General features: G+C 51.4%; 18 protein-coding genes. 12 read left to right on the forward strand and 6 right to left on the reverse strand.

The window, feature by feature from the left end; translation table 11 throughout:
- Positions 1-9: 9 nt before the first annotated feature.
- Entirely contained in the window at positions 10-1,143 is a 1,134-nt protein-coding gene (locus ACYVAC_RS10970; protein WP_461097699.1) for an efflux RND transporter periplasmic adaptor subunit, read from the forward strand.
- A gap of 423 nt (positions 1,144-1,566) precedes the next feature.
- Here ACYVAC_RS10970 and ACYVAC_RS10975 read toward each other — a convergent pair whose 3' ends face one another.
- From ACYVAC_RS10975 to ACYVAC_RS10990, 4 genes are all read right to left on the reverse strand, one after another.
- Complete coding sequence (locus tag ACYVAC_RS10975; RefSeq protein WP_461097700.1) at positions 1,567-1,863, reverse strand: hypothetical protein; 297 nt, start codon at positions 1,861-1,863, stop codon at positions 1,567-1,569.
- A 21-nt stretch (positions 1,864-1,884) separates the two neighbouring features.
- Entirely contained in the window at positions 1,885-2,619 is a 735-nt protein-coding gene (locus tag ACYVAC_RS10980) for a TaqI-like C-terminal specificity domain-containing protein (RefSeq protein ID WP_461097701.1), read from the reverse strand.
- 9 nt (positions 2,620-2,628) lie between these two features.
- Positions 2,629-5,592, reverse strand: coding sequence for a type IIG restriction enzyme/methyltransferase (locus ACYVAC_RS10985; RefSeq protein ID WP_461097702.1), 2,964 nt, complete (start codon positions 5,590-5,592; stop codon positions 2,629-2,631).
- Between the two features lie 489 nt (positions 5,593-6,081).
- Positions 6,082-6,447 carry a hypothetical protein gene (locus tag ACYVAC_RS10990; RefSeq protein ID WP_461097703.1) on the reverse strand — a complete coding sequence of 122 codons (366 nt, stop codon included), beginning with the start codon at positions 6,445-6,447 and terminating at the stop codon, positions 6,082-6,084.
- Between the two features lie 131 nt (positions 6,448-6,578).
- On the opposite strand from ACYVAC_RS10990, the gene ACYVAC_RS10995 reads away from it, so the two are divergent.
- The 11 genes from ACYVAC_RS10995 (at position 6,579) to ACYVAC_RS11045 (ending at position 16,353) form a co-directional block, all read left to right on the forward strand.
- Positions 6,579-6,851 (forward strand): hypothetical protein, encoded by a 273-nt coding sequence (locus ACYVAC_RS10995; protein ID WP_461097704.1) that lies wholly within the window; start codon positions 6,579-6,581, stop codon positions 6,849-6,851.
- A 77-nt stretch (positions 6,852-6,928) separates the two neighbouring features.
- On the forward strand, positions 6,929-7,108 hold the full coding sequence (locus tag ACYVAC_RS11000) for a hypothetical protein (protein ID WP_461097705.1): 180 nt from the start codon (positions 6,929-6,931) through the stop codon (positions 7,106-7,108).
- The gene (locus ACYVAC_RS11005; protein ID WP_461097706.1) at positions 7,108-7,341 is read left to right on the forward strand and encodes a hypothetical protein; all 234 of its coding nucleotides are present in this window, start codon (positions 7,108-7,110) and stop codon (positions 7,339-7,341) included. Before ACYVAC_RS11000 ends, ACYVAC_RS11005 begins: the two co-directional genes overlap by 1 nt.
- 10 nt (positions 7,342-7,351) lie before the next feature.
- The gene (locus ACYVAC_RS11010) at positions 7,352-10,303 is read left to right on the forward strand and encodes a DUF6371 domain-containing protein (RefSeq protein WP_461097708.1); all 2,952 of its coding nucleotides are present in this window, start codon (positions 7,352-7,354) and stop codon (positions 10,301-10,303) included.
- A 472-nt stretch (positions 10,304-10,775) separates the two neighbouring features.
- Complete coding sequence (locus ACYVAC_RS11015; RefSeq protein ID WP_461097710.1) at positions 10,776-11,075, forward strand: hypothetical protein; 300 nt, start codon at positions 10,776-10,778, stop codon at positions 11,073-11,075.
- 44 nt (positions 11,076-11,119) lie between these two features.
- Complete coding sequence (locus tag ACYVAC_RS11020; protein WP_461097712.1) at positions 11,120-11,296, forward strand: histone H1; 177 nt, start codon at positions 11,120-11,122, stop codon at positions 11,294-11,296.
- A gap of 39 nt (positions 11,297-11,335) precedes the next feature.
- The gene (locus ACYVAC_RS11025; protein ID WP_461097713.1) at positions 11,336-11,632 is read left to right on the forward strand and encodes a hypothetical protein; all 297 of its coding nucleotides are present in this window, start codon (positions 11,336-11,338) and stop codon (positions 11,630-11,632) included.
- 82 nt (positions 11,633-11,714) lie between these two features.
- Positions 11,715-11,897, forward strand: a complete 183-nt coding sequence (locus ACYVAC_RS11030) for a hypothetical protein (protein WP_461097714.1) — start codon at positions 11,715-11,717, stop codon at positions 11,895-11,897.
- Positions 11,898-12,114: 217 nt separating this feature from the next.
- Positions 12,115-15,591 carry a class I SAM-dependent DNA methyltransferase gene (locus tag ACYVAC_RS11035; protein ID WP_461097716.1) on the forward strand — a complete coding sequence of 1,159 codons (3,477 nt, stop codon included), beginning with the start codon at positions 12,115-12,117 and terminating at the stop codon, positions 15,589-15,591.
- Between the two features lie 17 nt (positions 15,592-15,608).
- Positions 15,609-15,845 carry a hypothetical protein gene (locus ACYVAC_RS11040; protein WP_461097717.1) on the forward strand — a complete coding sequence of 79 codons (237 nt, stop codon included), beginning with the start codon at positions 15,609-15,611 and terminating at the stop codon, positions 15,843-15,845.
- 175 nt (positions 15,846-16,020) lie between these two features.
- Positions 16,021-16,353: a hypothetical protein gene (locus ACYVAC_RS11045; protein WP_461097718.1), complete on the forward strand. Its 333-nt coding sequence runs from the start codon at positions 16,021-16,023 to the stop codon at positions 16,351-16,353.
- A gap of 526 nt (positions 16,354-16,879) precedes the next feature.
- Here the strand turns inward: ACYVAC_RS11045 and ACYVAC_RS11050 are convergent.
- The gene (locus ACYVAC_RS11050; protein ID WP_461097719.1) at positions 16,880-17,194 is read right to left on the reverse strand and encodes a hypothetical protein; all 315 of its coding nucleotides are present in this window, start codon (positions 17,192-17,194) and stop codon (positions 16,880-16,882) included.
- A gap of 154 nt (positions 17,195-17,348) precedes the next feature.
- On the reverse strand, positions 17,349-17,573 hold the full coding sequence (locus tag ACYVAC_RS11055) for a hypothetical protein (protein WP_461097720.1): 225 nt from the start codon (positions 17,571-17,573) through the stop codon (positions 17,349-17,351).
- Positions 17,574-17,587 lie beyond the last annotated feature (14 nt).

Consider the following 17,587-nt stretch of genomic DNA (forward strand, 5'->3'; position numbering starts at 1 on the left):
GCTATCCCTATGCTTGCCTACAGCAATATCCGCAGCGGGCTGCCTGCCCTGCTTCTGACCGGCCTGGGCTTTCTACTGAGCCAGTGCAGCAGTTCGCCCGCCGAAAAAAAAGACATGGCCGAAACGCCGGTCAACGAAGAAATCCGCTACGAAGCCATTCGGGTTACGGCCGCCCGCCCCACTACGGCGCTGAGCCTGCCGGGCGAGCTGGAGAGTTATTACGAAACCGATCTTTACCCCCGCGTCAGCAGTTACGTGAAGTCGCTGCACGCCGACATTGGCGATCAGGTACGGAAAGGGCAGTTACTGGCCGAACTGGAAGCCCCCGAACTAACGGCCAACCTGACCGAAGCATATTCGAAGGTAAAAGCCGCCGAAGCTCAGTTTGAAGGAAGCCGGGGAATTTTTCAGCGCGTGCTGCGTACCAGCCGCACGCTGGGCGCCATCTCACCCGCCGACCTGCAGTCGGCCCGTACCAAAGCCATCTCCGACAGCCTGGGCATCGTGGCCGCCAATGCGCATTACCGCTCGGTGCAGCAGCTGGTGAGCTACCTCAAAATCACCGCTCCCTTCACGGGCGTTATCACCGACCGCCGGCTATCGCCGGGGGCGTTTGTGGGGCCGGGCGGACAGAATGGTATCCCCATCCTGAAAATTAAACAGCTCGACCGGCTCCGCCTGCGCATTGCGGTGCCGGAAGCCTATCTGGGCGATATCCGCCTGGGCGCGCCGGTACACTTTTCGGTTCGCAGTTTTCGCAACCAGACCTTTACGGGTAAGATCAGCCGGGTCTCGAACAACGTCCGGCCCGAAACCCGCTCGGAACTGGTCGAGATCGACTTCGCCAACCCGGGCGGCAAGCTGAAGCCGGGGATGTTCGCTTCGGTGCAACTGCCCGTCAGCTCGTCGGGGGAAGGCAGTTTATACGTCCCCAAATCATCCGTTATCAGCTTGATGGACCGGACGTTTGTGCAGAGAGTAGTGAACGGCAAAGCCGAACGCGTAACGGTGCAGAAAGGCGATGAGGCTGTTGGCCAGACGCAGGTTTTCGGCGAGCTGAAACCGGGCGACATCCTGCTGAAAACCGCCAGCGACGATCTGGCCGATGGCGCTTCTATCAAAACAACGCTCGTCGACCAGTAGCCAAACCCGGGTGGCTTGTGCCCGGCTGCGTGCCGGTAGTCGCGGCAGCGTCCCTAACATAACCCTCATCCCCTTTGGGATTGAAGTTTGTTGACGGCTCCGCTATCCGTTCCGCGACCAGAACCATCAGTGTTTGTCATCAATCTCGGTCCCTGACGGACAACAGCTCGCCTGTCCCCGCCTGCCGGGGATGGTGGCGAAAGGCTATCTGAACCAGTACAGTAAAGAGTTTGAGTCTTCAGCCCTACGGGTGAAGTACTACTACCCAAACTCCCATTTATGGCATAAGGTGAAAGGCGACCCCAGGCAAGCTTTCAGATCTGGCTGAGCCGACAACTGCTGACAGCTCTTTCGATGTGGCGAGCCTATTGAAAAAGCCCTTTATCGAATAAACTAACAAAAATGTGCCGTGTATCTTATCTATCAGGCTAGTTTTAATTCCGTGAGGGCTTTAAGCATTTGATCTCCTGGAATATAAAGTTCATCCTCTCCCCCTCCACCTGCACAGGCAAGCCATCCATTCCTAAACCTTTCAGCAAAGTTTTCTCTACCTTCTACACCAAAATACTCCCATCCGGTCACTGCTCCCTGACCCACGTGTACAACCCAACCAAATTTTTTTGTGTGAATAAGCCTGAGAGTACACTTGCGTTCACTCTTCTTTTTTGAATAGTCGCTAGTAATTACTGCGTCAACTTCAGCACTTCTTTCTTCGAACATACTTTCAAGTCAATAATGATTTTATTTATCACTTTCCCCCTCTACAGTTCCAATCTCTTCTTTCGTTAATCCGAAAAGGTTATATACAATATAATCGATTTCTTTTTCAAAATTTGACACATCCAGATCAGCATCGCTTGCTTTACCGTTCAGAATACCTTTTACCGCAGCTTCTATTTTTTTATGTTGTTCATGCGTTGCTCCTGGTAATGGTAAATTTTTTACATCCTCTACCAATATCTTAGGAAAAGAACCTTTGGTTGCCTTGGGAGAAGAATTAAAATGGTAAAATGTAAATAATTTGGAATTTAGTATCGCTAAAAGAGTCAAAATTGGGTAACCCTCTTTATTCTCTAATACGTTGATAATAGATGGGTCATTATAGAGTTCATCTTCAGTAAAGGCTGCATACACTCTCGGATTGGTAATTTCTCTTATCAATATTCGAGGTTTTGAGAAAAATTTTGGTTCTCTTGGATTTGCTACCCCACCGTCGTAATTTAAATATTCCTTACCGTTCCAAGCAACTTTATATCGAGTAACATCTTCCCCCCACAACCACCTCTTGAAGCTCTCGCTATGCTTAACGTAAGAATGAAAATATCTCGACTCAATAACTTCTGCTGATTGCCCTTTGTACTTATCGTATGCTATAAGTCCTTGGCTGATATCTGGAAAGTAATTGCTAGCACGCTCTCCTACCGCTTTTATTTTGCTTATCAGTGACAAAACAGTTTCTGACTTTTTGAATACCACTCCCCAGTTTTAATTATTATCCTTTATCTTTTTATAACTGACAGATTGCAAAGTCTCATGAATCAGTTCTTTGAAATTTTTAGCCAAGTCAGTTCTCCTAAAATATAAATTATCAGAGACGATCTCTTTTTTAAGCGTGATGACGACATTTCTAACTGTAGCTTCGCTAAATATATTAAAGTCAGTACAGTCCAAAATCTCTTCAACAGCCCAATTATTCAACAATGACAATCTATAATCTTGAGCATAAACATTAAATAGAATTGAATTAGGAATAATGTAAGATACTATACCCTTGGTATCTAATAGATTTGAAGCAACATTTATGAACCAATAGTATATTTCATAGTCAGGAACCTTACCTAAACTGCCTATTAATGCATCCCTCAAACCATCTCTTATAGATACGCCATACGGAGGGTTTCCAATTATTAAATTAAAGCCAACATAGTCTCCCTTCTCATCCAAAACCTCAGGAAACTCAAACCTCCACTCAAATGACCCTCGGTAAAGAGCGTTATTCTCTATAGAGTCAATTTCTGCTTTTGCCTGGTCAATCAGTTTGTCGTACCTCTTCTTTTCGAACTCGATTAGATTAGGGTCTTTTTCAGAACCAAAAATACTTAATTCACTGTCTAGCAAAATTCTTTCTCCTCGCAATTTTGATAACTTCTTCCGGCGCGGGTCGCGGTTACTAACGGTTTCTCTAAATTGGGTCTTTATTTCGTTGATGAAGTTCAGCAACTCCCCTTTAGCTTCCTTACTTCTGGCTTCCTTATAAGCCCGTACGGCGTCTTTATACGCCTGAATATTGAACCGTTGTTTTTTGAAAACGTCGCTAAGGTCTTCGGTTAGGCTGAACTTACTTAGCAGGCTATTCCCCTGTTTTATATTGATATCAATATTGGGCAGGGTTTCCAGTTCGACAAAGCCTGATTCGTCGGTGTAGTAGGCATTCTTTAGCAACTCAATCCAGAGCCGAAGGCGGCAAATCTTCACGGAGTTTGGGTTTATATCGACCCCAAACAGGCAGTTTTCAATGATGGTCTGCTTTTCCTGAAACAGCGTCTTTTGAATACGCTGCCGTTCAGCCGTCGGTTTGGCCGTAGCGGGTTGTAACTGGTAGCTGAATGGCTCATCGTCCTCATCCAGCACGACCAGTTCATCATTCACCACGCTAACGGTATAGCCCCTCAGTCGTTTGCCTTTTTCGTCCTGCAACACCCGCAGGTCCGACTTTACGGCAATCAGTTCGTTTAGTGCCGACACAAGAAAGTGACCAGAGCCAACGGCAGGGTCACACAGCCGTATTTCGTTGATGAGCGTATTTGCTTCGGTCAGGTCGAAGTCTTTGTTCGTGAGGTCGTTAAAGTCGGCACAGTGCCAGCCTTTGGCGTCGTTAAACTTCTGCACAACAGCTTTACGAATGGTTTCCCGGCACATATACTCCGTGATGAAACCCGGCGTGTAGAATGAGCCGTCTTTATAGCCGTTGATCTTTTCGAATATCAGCCCCAGTACGCTGGCATTGATTAACGTCCGGTTCTTTTCCTGAATCTCTTCCCGGCTTTCCGATGCAAAGTCATAGGCATCGAGAAACGCGAACAGGTAGGTCAGCGTATTCAATTCGGCGGTGTGCTTGTACGCCGGGTTGTCCTTCAATACGCTTTTCGCCAGCAGCGGCAACTTCAGGCTGTTGTCCAACCCGTTCACGCTGATTGTTCTGTCTTCTAGATCAGTGCGTTCAAACAGCGAACTGTTGAGGTATGGAATCTTGCTAAACTTTGCCTGTATGGATGCCTGCCGTTCAGAAGGCTTAGTAGCCAGCACCCGAAAAAACAGCTTGTTCAGTTCGTCAAAGTCGGCAATCATATCCGGCTTCAGGAAGGCGTAATCCCGACTCCCGTTGTTGTACTTCACTAACTGCGATTCAAGCAGCTTTAGAAATAGAATCCGGTTTACCCACGTGATGCACAGTTCAAGGGCCAACCCAAATAGCTGTTCGTCTTTCGTAGGCCCGTATATCGTCCTGTCCTGAATGTGGCTCAGTTTGTTGGCTGTGTCAAGTTCAATAATGGTATTTTCCAGCAAAGAGCCTTCATCCCGTCGGGACGCCGAACCGTTCCCCGCTTCCTTCCGCCGGATTATCTTTTTACCCTTGTCTTTAATCTCCTCTAAACCGATCAGATGTAGTAGTTCAGCGTAGAACTTTGGGTTCAGGCGGTTACTATCTGTCGCAGCAGGAAGCTTCAGCAGGTGCGTTGGTGACAGCACTTTGAACAGCGACAGCAAAGCTTTATCATTCTCTTTGTCCTTATCAGCTACATTGGCCTGATAGTCCCGCAAATCAAAGTAGGTAAAGGGTAATTCACCCGTTGCTTCATCGGCGGTTAGTTGCGTCAGAAAGGGCTTTGCAATCTCATTGTAAAACAGTTCGTTGTTGCGGCTTACCTTTTGCCCCGTTGCCCATGCCTTGTACTCTTTGGCTAAATGCGTATTACGGTAGAACAGTCGATCAATCAGAGCGGCATCGAAGATGAACCATTCGTAAACGTTCGTTACGACACAGTGCCGTATATCGCTGTTCTTTGATCGTTCGCGTTCCTGAAAGTAGTACAGCAGCAGTTCGTGAAATGCCTTTGTGTTCAGGCTTTGCCGGGTAATCATTTCGCCTTTGTTGGCGGGTCGTTTTACTTCAAACAGTACACCCGCCTGAGTAGTGGCGTCTTTGCCCAAATGAATCACGAAATCAGTCTTTCCCTTCGGCGCTACAACATGGGCATCTTTGTAATAGACATCTTTCAGGAAGTCCATCAAATGATCTTTTACATTCTCTTCACTTTCCCGTTCATTGATGTGACCCAGGAGCCGCGTAAAGTGCGTTTTAAAGCCTTCAATCTGTTCGCGGGTAGTTGGCTGAAGTCGGTACGTCTTTTCAAGAGATTCAGCGGGTGTTAAGGCTTTAAGCTGCATTGTCTTTCGTAAATTGTATGGTATGGGTAAGAGCGGTTGAGTTGTGAAATCTGGTTCGGACGTTAGCCCTGACTTTATAAATCGCAAGAGATGAGACTAGCCACTTGCTACTCACTATCGCCCTGGGGAACGACGATTGCCGTTCATGGGACTTGCAATCTAATATTTACTACTATATGAAAATGCAATGCATGAAAACGATATCTCCCATAAGCTTCTTTTACATACACTCAGGCAAAATACCTTACCGATCTGCAGGTAAGCTGTTTGGTAGGGATTACAGCCCCGCCCCAGAAAAACCAATGACCAGTGAGTTGGCGTTACCATTCCAGTAAGAACATAAAAAAAGCCCTCGACCGAAGTCAAGGGCTTTTTTCGTACCGGGAGCCGGACTAGTTATTCATCCAATGATACACGCCTGTATATCAAAACACTAGCTCTTTTCCGTTCAAAATCCGCCTGTTACAGATGGCATTTGTTACAATTCTGTTACACATTCGGTAGCCTGGTGCTCATCTGTTTATAGACAGATAGCATCTCGTCTTTATGCTTGATTTGAAGCTTTAGCATCTCGATTTCGTGTTGGTAATCTCGTATCACGCCTGGATCAGTATGATTTTGGCTTGAATCAGATTTACCCTGAGCCACAACATGATACGTATCACCAAAGAAGGCCGCGATCGGCTTCTTAAAAAGTGCGCTCAGTGTAAAGAGGGTGTCCGTGTCAACACTTGATCGTCTATATATTCCGTATACGGTTCCAACAGTCTTGCCTATCGCGGGGGCAATATCTTCAGCTTTGAACCCTAATTCGACAGCCATTTTATGAATAGCCTCCCCCATGTGTTTTGCCATAAACCTACCGTTTAATATATTTTTTAATCTTTTTACTTCAATTTTATTGAAGTATTAAAGCAACCTCACTTCTTTGTATCGAAATATCACTGCAACACAAAGAAACATCACTTCCAAGACACGCAAAGTAAATGAACAAAGTAAAAACCCTGTACAACGAACTGTCGGAGTTGCAAAAATCTAGAGTAAGATTGGCCTGGTGTGCAAAATTCAAGCTAACGGAACGTCAGTTTACTAACCGGTTGAATAATCCTGAAGCTGTCGATTATGCGTTCTGGTCTATCGTCTTTAAACGCCCTACCGACGAACTCATGGATCACCTTTTCGATCACTCGATCCGAAAAACACTTACCGACGCCGACACCACGCCTTTCGCTGTCACCCTTGGTTTGACACGGGCCTAGGGGTTTAGTCACCCCGCTCATTCTCCCCTCCTGCCCACTACTGGGCCATTTCTCTCTCATTTTTCCTGACAACTACCATGCCCGACAATTATGCCGAGGTTTCTGCTATGCGCAAAAAATTCCAGCAGGAAGCCCATACCGCCAATCAACTGCGCAGCTGCACCAACGAAATCAGGGTCGTCGTTCAGCAATTCGGCCGAAGCCCCGAGGTCGCGCTTCAGAAAATCAGTGAAATCCTTTCTCACTATAAAATCTGATGAAGACCCTCAACCTGCGTATTCAAAAATTCTACTTCAGGGCGGGCCGTCAAGTGGGCTCGTTCACGGAGTATTGCCCAGGCCTATCGGTTGCTGAAACAGCCGATAGGCTTACCCTGGAAGGTTTGGAAACCAAACCCAACCACCTGACCCAACTCACCGGCGACCGATCCTACCTAGTCAACCATACCGCTACCGGGTTCACTCAGATTCAAGTATGCGCCTGCGCCTAATTCCCTCCCTATGCCCGATTACCCGTTTCGCTTTGAAAAAGCCCCTAAGAAGAAAGGGATTTGCCCCCAGTGTGGCCATCACGACAAGTTTCGGTATTATGAAGACCTGGCAGGCAACCGACTCGATGATTTTGGGAAGTGTGAGCGCAAAAATGAGTGTGGTTACTGGCTGGTACCGACCGGCAAAGTCATTCCGAAAGCGGAAGGTACGTACACCCCGCCCCCTGAGCCCGCGACTATCCTGCCCGCTGGCGACTTGCTCGACCGGATCAATCAAACGCTCGTCGATCCTGAATCAACATTTCACGCTTACTGTATCTCGATCGGGATCACCTACGAGCACTTGGCCCGCTGGCGTGTGGGAGCCGAGACAAAGGCCAAAAAGACGCTGACGGTCTTTGTGCATTGTGACAGCCAAAACCGGATCACAAACGCCAAATGGTTTTTGTACACCGCCGAAGGTAAGCGCGATAAGTCGTTTGATTCCTTTTCGCTCAAACAGCCGCCCGAAACCCAACTCGAGCGATATGGCATGAGCCTATACGGTGAACACCTGCTCGACCCCGAGCAGCTGCGGCCAGTGATGATCGTCGAATCTGAAAAGACGGCCGTGATAGCCGCCTGGTTTTATCCCGACCTCGACTGGATCGCCGTCGGTTCGTGTTCCGGGCTGACCGAAGCCAAATCGGCGGCCCTGGCGGGTCGGTGGTGCTACTGGTTGTGTGATGCCGACAAGGCCGGCCGGGAAAACAGCAGTATTCGCCGGCTGAAAGAAAAGAAGCTGCTGCGGTCGACGATCGACCTGTTTCCCAACCGCCACGACGGCACCGACATTGCCGACGTAATCCGCGATGGGCAAACGCCCGAACTGATCAGCCCTCATGAACTGACGCTCCTGCGGGCCAAGGTAGAAACGACGGCCGACGAGCAACCCGAGACTCAATCGGACGTCGACGACGACGAGAATGTACCCTGGGAGAATCAGGTTGGTTTACCGATGGCTATCTGGCACCAGAAGGAAACCCGAAAGCACTTCCGAAAGCACGGTTTTATCGAGTATCAGAACGCCTACTACTTCGCCACCAAGCGCGAGGCCAGCGACGACGATACTTGGGTGTTTAAGGCCGTCAGCAATTTCATTATTAAGCCCCTTCTGCTGATCGAATCGAAATCAGATCCGAAACGCATTTACCAGATCACCAACGCTTACAAGGTGAGCAAGGTAATCGACCTCGATCCAAAACAGTTCGCCAACGTGGCCGGCTTCTCGGAGGTCGTCATGAGCAAAGGCAACTTCATTTTCTACGGTACCAAAACGCACTTCATCAAAATCACGATGAAGCTATTCGAGGAATCCAAAGAGGCCCAGGAGATCAAGACGCTCGGGTACCATCCTGACGGCTTCTACGCCTTCAGCAACGGCATTCAGAACAGCCAGTGGGTACCCCTCGATGAGAACGGGTACGGTATCGTCGAGCATAACGGCCGGCGCTACTTCCTGCCGGCCATGTCCAAAATCTACCTCTCAGACGACCAGGAATATCAAACCCAAAAGCAGTTTATTCTGATGAAAAGCCCGATCACCTTCAAAGAGTACGCCGAGAAGTTTTGTACCGTTTACGGTCTGAACGGAAACGGCCGGATCGGATTGCTATTCTACATTGCCTGCCTGTACCGCGACGTCGTTTTTGGCCACTTCCGGTTTTTCCCCCACCTATACCTGTTTGGCCCCCCGCAGTCGGGGAAATCATCGCTGGCCTGGTCGACCATGTTTTTGTTTGGGCAACCACGGCCGCCGTTCATGCTCAACACCGGCACGTCAGTCGCTTTCTACAAGCAATTTGCCGAGTTCAGGAATGCCGTGGTGTGGTTCGACGAGTATCAGAATAGTATCGATTACGGCCGGGTGCAATCGCTGAAAACAGCCTACGACGGGGCTGGCCACACCAAATCCGACAATACCAAGGATAACCGAAACAAGTCGATCCCCGTATCGTCGGGCTGTATCATATCGGGTCAGGAACTACCCACCGCCGACGCGGCTCTATTTACGCGGTGCATTCTGCTGCAGTTCACCAAAACCGACTTCACGGCCACCGAGCGCGAACAGTTGGAGCGCTTCAACAACGAGATCGAAAAGGCAGGCGTATCGCACCTGACGGCCCACATTGCTCAGTTCAGGGACGTCTTCAGCGATCGGTTTCTGAAGTGCTTCGATGCCGAGTTTGTGCTGATCAAAGAACGATTCAAACAACGCGGCATCGACGACCGGATCACTAAGAACATGGCCATCCTGCTGGCCACCTACCAGGCCTTAAAAGACAAGCTGGAATTTCCCTTTACAGACGACGAACTACGGCAAACGGCCTACAGCATCATCGGCGCCCAAAACAGCCTGATCACCGGCTCGAAAGAAACCGCAACGTTCTGGAAGATCGTCGTGTACCTGTACCGTAACCGGCAAATCAAACCCCGGCTGGATTTCAAACTCGAGTTCAAGGCCTGGATCGACCTCGACGTGCCGGCCGGCCAATCGGAACAACGCCTGAGCCTGGTCGACGATCAACACCCGGCCGGCCGTATGATCCTGATGATTCGCCTGGCCAACGTGCATACGCTCTACCAGAAAGCCAGTCGGGAAGTGGGCGCCAAAAACGCCCTCGATGAAGGTTCGCTACGACACTACTTGGTCACGGCCAAAGAGTTCAAAGGCAAGGTACGGGGCGTGAAGTTTGGCAAGACCAGTTCGACGGCCCTGGCCTTCGACTACGAATACCTGTGCGAAACGATCGAAGACTTCAGCCTGAACGACCTGCTCGACGACGACGATACGGCCGATCAGGGCGACGCGCCGGCGCCCGACGCCCCCACCCCAGGGCGACCCAAAACCAAGCCCACCAAGGGGCCAAAAACGAACGTGTTTGGCGATCCAGAAAGCCCCGTCCCCGAAGACGCTTTTTGATTTCAGTAAAATACTGGTCAACCGGGTCAACTTGGTCAACCGCTCGTTTTTGGGCATTTCAGCTAATACTAATTGTTTAAAAATCAATTCTTTAAAAAAGTATGAATAGGCCCAACGCACCGCCCAAGCGGTTGACAGCGGTTGACAATGGTTGACAATCGTTGACCAGAAAGCCCTGAAACCAGGCTGACCGATACCCAACCGGAGCCCCGTGCCTGGCACCCCTCCAACGTCGGCCAAAGAGGCTCATGCCCACCAATGACCGACGCATTTGCCCAAAAAGCTGGTTTGTTGTCAACCAATGTCAACAAAAACAACCCCTTGTCAACCACTTTCACATCAACACAAAAATCATACATCGCTGATTTTCAGTCAGCTATACGTATGGTTGACAAGGTTGACCCGATTGACCGAAAAATACACCAATCACTTTTCGATTTCTCAAATCATGCCTGCACCGCTAGTTACTCCAATGCAACCCACTCCTAAGATTGTGTTGAGCCGTAGCCGGGTCAAAAAATGGGAGCCGACGCGCCGAACCGTCGATCTGTATTCCTGGTGGCAACACGTCGACCGCGACCAACCTATCTGTATTGTCGAGAAAGTAACCAGGGGGCTCGGCATCGACTTTCGAACAACGCACATCAAAACGCTGCGCATTGGCGAATCCGATCCGTCGACCTTATCGATCGAGGTGTTTTGGCACATGGTCGACACGGGTCTCGTGGTCAACGTTACCCGCCCCACCGAAGTAACTGTTGTCGAATCGTAACCACCTGAAACCCCCTTTTTATTCACAATCAACCCGTTACCCCAATGAACCCCTACGAGCAACTGAAACACCTGGTACTGAGTGCTGAACAGGACGCCAGCGCCTTCTACAACAAGGGCAACAAATCGGCCGGTACCCGCCTGCGCAAAACCATGTCCGAGGTCAAAGCCCAGGCCCAGGCTACTCGGGAGAATGTCAGCCAAATTAAAAACCAGAACTGACACACCATGACACTCACCGATTACACCAACAGTTTCGATATGCAAACGCTCAAAATGCGTCGCCAGAATCTACAAAAAACACAGGCTGTTTTAGAGCGTGAATTAGCTGACACTCATCAGAATGTTTCTGACGTGACGGCGGCCATGACGCTAAAATCGTACACGCTACGCCCCGGTGATACGATCCTGATCAATAAAGCCAGCCGGGTCAGGATCGAAGCCGAAAGCATCGACGGTAAACCACTGGGGCAACTGATCAACCGCAACGGCGAACCGGTGGGCCGACAATTTCTGCTGCACGATCACCTGTTGTCGACCGCCCGCAAGCAGGTATGATCTACACCTTATCTACCATCGCCATATCGTTTCTGGCTGGCCTGCTCGTCGGAACGATATGGCCTGTAAAAGCCCCAAAACTATGACTATTGTGCTGTTCGCGTTGTCGACTGGTGGTGCATTCTGTTTCGGCTACTACCGAGGTATGGGCTTTATTCTGCGCAATTATGAGGGGTTCAAACACTATGTCGACGACGTGTTGGACGACCTGAAAATCAGCAAAGCGGGTGACACCGATGATAAGGTGAACAAGGGGTTCCAGTAGCCAGATAGTGTACACGCCAAACCAGTACCCCCGAAAGACCCACAGCCAGTTCCATACTGGTGGTTGAAGCTGTTAGGGCGTGTTTTTCCGCTCACGGTGTAGCCCTCATTACTCGCCTACACCATAAAACCGGTATAGATTATAGTCAACGTATTGGGTCGGTTAGTATCTTTCGAACGGTTTGCGCTTTGCGTTATCAGCTTCTATTGACTCACCTGTGATCTATCCCGACTTTGAAACCCGCTGGCAGAAATCCGGCGGTGCCGAACGGGCCAACTACGGCCTGTTTCTGCAAGACCTGTGCGACCTCATCGGCGTTGACCGCCCTGACCCCACTACCGACAACCCCAGCCACGACGCCTACGTACTCGAACGGGCCGTTGAGTTTAATGATGCCGGCGTGGCAGCGCACGGCAAACGTAGCGTTGGCCGCATCGACCTCTACAAGCGCGGCTGCTTCATTCTGGAAACCAAGCAAGGTACCGACACGCCTGACCAGCAGAAAGCCGCCGAACGCGCCGAACTAGGCCTGCCCCCCGAAAAGCGCCGGAAAGGCCACGCCCTGCGCGGTACGGCCAAGTGGCAACAGATGATGCAAACGGCCCGCCAGCAGGCCCTTGGTTACGTACGGGCCCTGCCCCCCGACGAACCCCGCCCCCTGTTTGTGCTGGTGGCCGACGTGGGCTACTGCATCGACGTGTACAGCAACTTTGCCGGGGTGGGCGATCAGTTCGTGCCTTTTCCCGACCAGACTCGCTACCGCATTCCGCTCGCCCGACTGGCCGACAACGACACGCGTGAGCTGCTGCGGCTGATCTGGACCGATCCCCGCGAACTAGACCCCAGCCGACGGGCCGCCCGCGTCACGCGGGAGCTGGCTGGCTACCTGGCCAACCTCTCGGCCCAGCTCGAGCGGGCCGGCCACGCACCCGACCAGGTGGCGCAGTTTCTGATGCGGTGTTTGTTTACGATGTTTTCAGAAGATGTGGGTTTGATTCCGAAAGAATCCTTCACGGGTATGCTGCGCCAGTATGCCCAGCCCGACCTGCGCGATTTTCTGCCCGATGCGCTGCAAACGCTGTGGCAGACGATGGACACGGGCGGCTTCTCGCCCGATCTGCGGGCGCGGCTGCGCAAGTTCAACGGCAAGCTATTCCACGAGGCCCGCGCCTTTCCGCTGTCAGGCGACCAGCTGGCGCTGCTGCAGAAAGCGGCCGAAGCCGACTGGACGGCCGTGGAGCCGGCCATCTTCGGCACGCTGCTGGAGCGGGCGCTCGACCCCCGCGAACGCCACAGCCTAGGGGCGCACTACACCCCGCGCCGGTACGTGGAGCGGCTGGTACTGCCCACCGTGCTGGAGCCCCTGCGCCGGGAGTGGGTGGCTGCGCAGGCGGCAGCGGCTCAGTTGCTCAACGAAGGCAAGGAGAAACCCGCCCGCGCTGAACTGGAACGGTTTTTACGGCGGCTGACGAGCATCCGGATTCTCGACCCGGCCTGCGGATCGGGCAACTTCCTGTACGTTACGCTGGAGCACCTGAAACGGCTGGAGGGCGAGGTGTTGGCGGCTATTAACGCCTACGGACAAACAGCGCTGCTCAACCTGAGCGGGGGCACCACCATTTCGCCCCGGCAACTGTTGGGGCTGGAGCTGAACCCGCGCGCGGCCGCCATTGCCGATGTGGTGCTGAAAATTGGCTATCTGCAGTGGCACCTGCGCACCCACGGCATGAGCGAACTGCCCGAACCGCTGCTGGACGAGTACGAGAACATCCGCCAGCAGGACGCCGTGTTGCAGCACGACCCGCCGGTGGCGCGGCTCGATGCGGGTGGCCAGTCCGTTACGCGTTGGGACGGGGTAACTACCAAACTGCATCCCGTTACCGGCCAGCCCGTTCCCGACGAAACAGCTCAGACAATCGTTTACGACTACCCCAGCCCCCGCCCTGCCGAGTGGCCCAAGGCTGATTTTATTGTGGGCAATCCGCCGTTTGTGGGCACGGCCCGTATGCGCGATGCGTTGGGCGATGGCTATACGGAAGCGCTCCGCAAAACGTACAAAGGCAGCGTACCCGACTCCGCCGATCTGGTCATGTACTGGTGGTACAAGGCAGCCGAGCAGGTGAAGCAGGGCAACACCGAGCGGCTTGGGTTTATCACGACCAACAGCCTGAAACAGACCTTCAACCGACGGGTGATGCAGCCGTTTCTGGATGGCGAAAAATCATCGCTGGTATTGACGTTTGCCATCCCCGATCACCCGTGGGTAGACAGTGGCGACGGGGCGGCTGTTCGTATCGCCATGACGGTAGCTGAACGCAGGGGTACAGGGATAGCAAACGGAAGTCTATCAGTCGTTAAGTCCGAAAGTGTACCCTTGGGCGATGATGCTGCAGAAGTGTCGTTTATCAATCAACAGGGAACGATACTGTCTGATTTGACAATTGGTGCCGAACTTGATTCTGCCAAACCTTTGAAAGCAAACGAGGCAATTGCTTATCAGGGTATGAAACTACATGGCAGTGGTTTTGTCGTTTCTACTGAGAAAGCTGAAGAGATTGGATTAGGCACAATTGTAGGTCTTGATAATCATATTAAGCCATTTTTAAATGGGCGTGACATTGCCGCTCGTCCACGAGGTGTAATGGTTATTGATTTGTTTGGCTTAAAATCTGACGAAGTCCTTGCGAAATATCCTGCTGTTTATCAGCACATTATTGAAAATGTGAAACCCGAGAGAGATCAGAATAATCGTGCTATTTACCGTGACAACTGGTGGACTTTCGGAGAGCCAAGAACAAAGCTTCGTGCTGCTTGGTCTTCAATTAATAGATATATAATTACTCCTCGCGTTTCGAGGTATAGCTATTTTCTCTTTCTTGACAAAGAAGTATTACCCGATGATAAATTGGTGGTTTTTGCCTCAGATGACGCTTATAATATTGGTGTATTGTCAACTCGAATTCATGTAGTCTGGGCTTTAGCAACGGGTGGGCGTTTAGGTGTTGGTAACGACCCCGTCTACGATAAAACCCGCTGTTTTGATCCGTTCCCCTTTCCTGATGCAACACCGCAACAGCAGGCCCGTATTCGTGATTTGGCGGAGCAGCTAGACGCACACCGCAAACGCCAACAGGCGGCACACCCTACGCTCACGCTAACCGACCTGTATAACGTGGTTGAAAAGTTAAAAGCGGGTGAAGCCCTCAGCCCGAAAGAACAGACCATTAATCAGCAGGGGTTGGCGTCGGTGGTGCTCAGTCTGCATCAGCAAATAGATACCGCCGTGGCCGATGCCTACGGCTGGCCGGCCAACCTGCCCGATAGCGAGATACTGACCCGGCTGGTCAAACTCAACCACGAGCGGGCGGCCGAAGAAGCGCAGGGCCACATTCGGTACCTGCGGCCCGCCTACCAAGCACCCGGCCAGCAGCAGCTGGGCATCGACCTGCCCACCACGGGCCAGACCACCGCTACCCAGACCGCCGAGGTGGGCAAACAAGCCTGGCCCAAAGAACTGGCCCAGCAAATGCAGGCCGTTCGGGATGCCGTTCAGCAGGCGGGCGCCCCTGTCGGCACGAAGCAGGTGGCCGCCCTATTTGAGCGCACCAGCCCGGCCAAAATACAACCCCTTCTCGACACCCTGACCGCCTTGGCCCTCGTTCGCCAGACGGCTGAAGGCACGTATGCCGTGTAGTAAGACTCCTGATCACGATGAAAACAGGTAGTGAGCTGTACGAACAGCTGCAGATCCAGAAGTATGATTATCCAATTGGCTCAGTCGAATGGACCTACGCTCAGACGGTTGCCACGGCCTTCATGCTCTTTGGGTCCGAGCGGGTTTTTCCACTACTGGAGGAAGCCGAACGTACCGGCCGGCGGTTAATTCTGGTTGAAGATCCGTGCTGTGTAGGCACACCCAGCGCCGTTACACTTGAATCACACTTGTAGCCCGTGAAGCCTCAACCGCACCGGGAACAGACCTAGTTGTAAAACGATTGCCCACAAAACGATAGGTGCCCTGACAAGCGATCCCGGTAGCATACCATGGGATCGCTTGTCAGGGCATAATTTTTGCCGTTCCATGGACATGCCTATACGCTTAGGCCATACCCACCGCTCACGTATGCAATACCCATCACTCACGGCCACACAACGAGACGTTGTCTGGCTACTCTACCAGGAAATCGGGTATTCGCTCAGTACGGAGTTGCTGAAACATCGATCTACCCATTCGTCCATTGAAGTAGACCAGGCAATCATATTTCTGGTAGAGGTGGGGTTTCTGGAAGATGATGCCTCCATCCAAATCTTTCCTGACACTCCTCAATGGATACTTACCACAGAAGCCTTGTCGGAACTGCATCAGCTCTATCATTCGCTGATTGAGCTAATCACTATGGCTGAACCAAAAATTCAGTTTCCCGTCAATAACCCTGCGTTAACCGCTGCACACTGAATAGTCGTTGATACTCAGAACGAGTCGGTACTACTAGCCAATACGTTCGTTATGAAAAAGTCATTAAGTTGCTGAAGCGTACTGATCGTACATACGTTAGTGGCCAGTAAATCCGTAGCCCCTGTTTGCTTACGTATAAAAGTTGCGTGCCATACCCTGTCGCCGGGGTACTGGTTTAAAATGATCCAGTTCTCTAGTTGGCCTTTCGGTAGTACCACCGAAAGAGATACGCCTTGATGGCTGGGGATTTCTTTGAAACCCAGTTTGGTGGCCAGAATTGCTTCTTTGTCCATGCGAATAAGCTTCTACCGTCAGTACTGACTACCAACTCAGTAGCGCCCTTCAGCTGTACATAACAACTCAGGTTACCAGAAACAGTTTCGATAGCTAGCCACTGGTCTTTTACACAGGGTATAACAATACGCTCTCTTGCCAGAAGCACCATAAATTTGCTTTTGGCAGGAGAGCGGTGCCTTATAGACATCAGTCGTGCAATCGCAGGGAATTAGTCCGTCGTGATCGCCTATCAGGCGAATGGGCGTGCCCGTTGGGCCGGGCGCGGCATGGCTACCAGCTGAAACTCGTAGTTGCGATCGTTCAATTTCTGTAACTCCAGGATCAGCTTGCCCGTAGGTTTCCAGATTGTAGACGCGCCTGTCTCAGTGCTAGACACGGGCTCAATAAGCCCGGCGTCCTGCATGCCGATTAGGACCCCATCGAGGGCTGCTTCACTGATTTTCACGTGTGCGCTGATGGTTGCCGCACGCATGCAGTGGCCCACCGAACTGTACAGGCTCCAGAGAATATCCTGATAAATCGGTGCTAGCGTTAGAATAGTCATAAGAAGTAAAAGTTTACAGTGAATTTGGCAAACTGTGGTGCAAAAATGTGGCCAGCCGGGCAACCCAGGCCGACGGGGCAAACACGCTCAAACAAAAAGCCCGGACCAATGATCCTGGCTTTTGTGGTTGATTTGTTATAGGAGAAGTTAATGGTTATGAATGGAAAGGCTTACCCAGAAGTTTGGCAACCAGGGCCCGGTCATCCCGCGTTATAGCAGACTTGTTCTCACTCAATGCGTCGGTATCTCCCGTTTCCAGAAAACGCAACATACTGGCGGCTTCACAGAAAACGCCTATTCCCCACCAGTATCGATCATTGTTCAGCGAAACCGCAAAGAGCGGTTTTGGGATTTGGCCTGTCAGGTCAAATGCACTCATGACTTCGACAGTTA

The sequence above is a fragment of the Spirosoma luteolum genome (genome assembly GCF_054778875.1).

Excerpts from the sequence above, each read along its gene's own strand:
- ACYVAC_RS10970 (WP_461097699.1), top strand. The coding sequence starts at position 10 with ATGCTTGCCTACAGCAATATCCGCAGCGGGCTGCCTGCCCTGCTTCTG.
- ACYVAC_RS10975 (WP_461097700.1), bottom strand. The coding sequence starts at position 1,863 with ATGTTCGAAGAAAGAAGTGCTGAAGTTGACGCAGTAATTACTAGCGAC.
- ACYVAC_RS10985 (WP_461097702.1), bottom strand. The coding sequence starts at position 5,592 with ATGCAGCTTAAAGCCTTAACACCCGCTGAATCTCTTGAAAAGACGTAC.
- ACYVAC_RS10990 (WP_461097703.1), bottom strand. The coding sequence starts at position 6,447 with ATGGCAAAACACATGGGGGAGGCTATTCATAAAATGGCTGTCGAATTA.
- ACYVAC_RS10995 (WP_461097704.1), top strand. The coding sequence starts at position 6,579 with ATGAACAAAGTAAAAACCCTGTACAACGAACTGTCGGAGTTGCAAAAA.
- ACYVAC_RS11000 (WP_461097705.1), top strand. The coding sequence starts at position 6,929 with ATGCCCGACAATTATGCCGAGGTTTCTGCTATGCGCAAAAAATTCCAG.
- ACYVAC_RS11005 (WP_461097706.1), top strand. The coding sequence starts at position 7,108 with ATGAAGACCCTCAACCTGCGTATTCAAAAATTCTACTTCAGGGCGGGC.
- ACYVAC_RS11010 (WP_461097708.1), top strand. The coding sequence starts at position 7,352 with ATGCCCGATTACCCGTTTCGCTTTGAAAAAGCCCCTAAGAAGAAAGGG.
- ACYVAC_RS11015 (WP_461097710.1), top strand. The coding sequence starts at position 10,776 with ATGCAACCCACTCCTAAGATTGTGTTGAGCCGTAGCCGGGTCAAAAAA.
- ACYVAC_RS11020 (WP_461097712.1), top strand. The coding sequence starts at position 11,120 with ATGAACCCCTACGAGCAACTGAAACACCTGGTACTGAGTGCTGAACAG.
- ACYVAC_RS11025 (WP_461097713.1), top strand. The coding sequence starts at position 11,336 with ATGCAAACGCTCAAAATGCGTCGCCAGAATCTACAAAAAACACAGGCT.
- ACYVAC_RS11030 (WP_461097714.1), top strand. The coding sequence starts at position 11,715 with ATGACTATTGTGCTGTTCGCGTTGTCGACTGGTGGTGCATTCTGTTTC.
- ACYVAC_RS11040 (WP_461097717.1), top strand. The coding sequence starts at position 15,609 with ATGAAAACAGGTAGTGAGCTGTACGAACAGCTGCAGATCCAGAAGTAT.
- ACYVAC_RS11045 (WP_461097718.1), top strand. The coding sequence starts at position 16,021 with ATGCAATACCCATCACTCACGGCCACACAACGAGACGTTGTCTGGCTA.
- ACYVAC_RS11050 (WP_461097719.1), bottom strand. The coding sequence starts at position 17,194 with ATGACTATTCTAACGCTAGCACCGATTTATCAGGATATTCTCTGGAGC.
- ACYVAC_RS11055 (WP_461097720.1), bottom strand. The coding sequence starts at position 17,573 with ATGAGTGCATTTGACCTGACAGGCCAAATCCCAAAACCGCTCTTTGCG.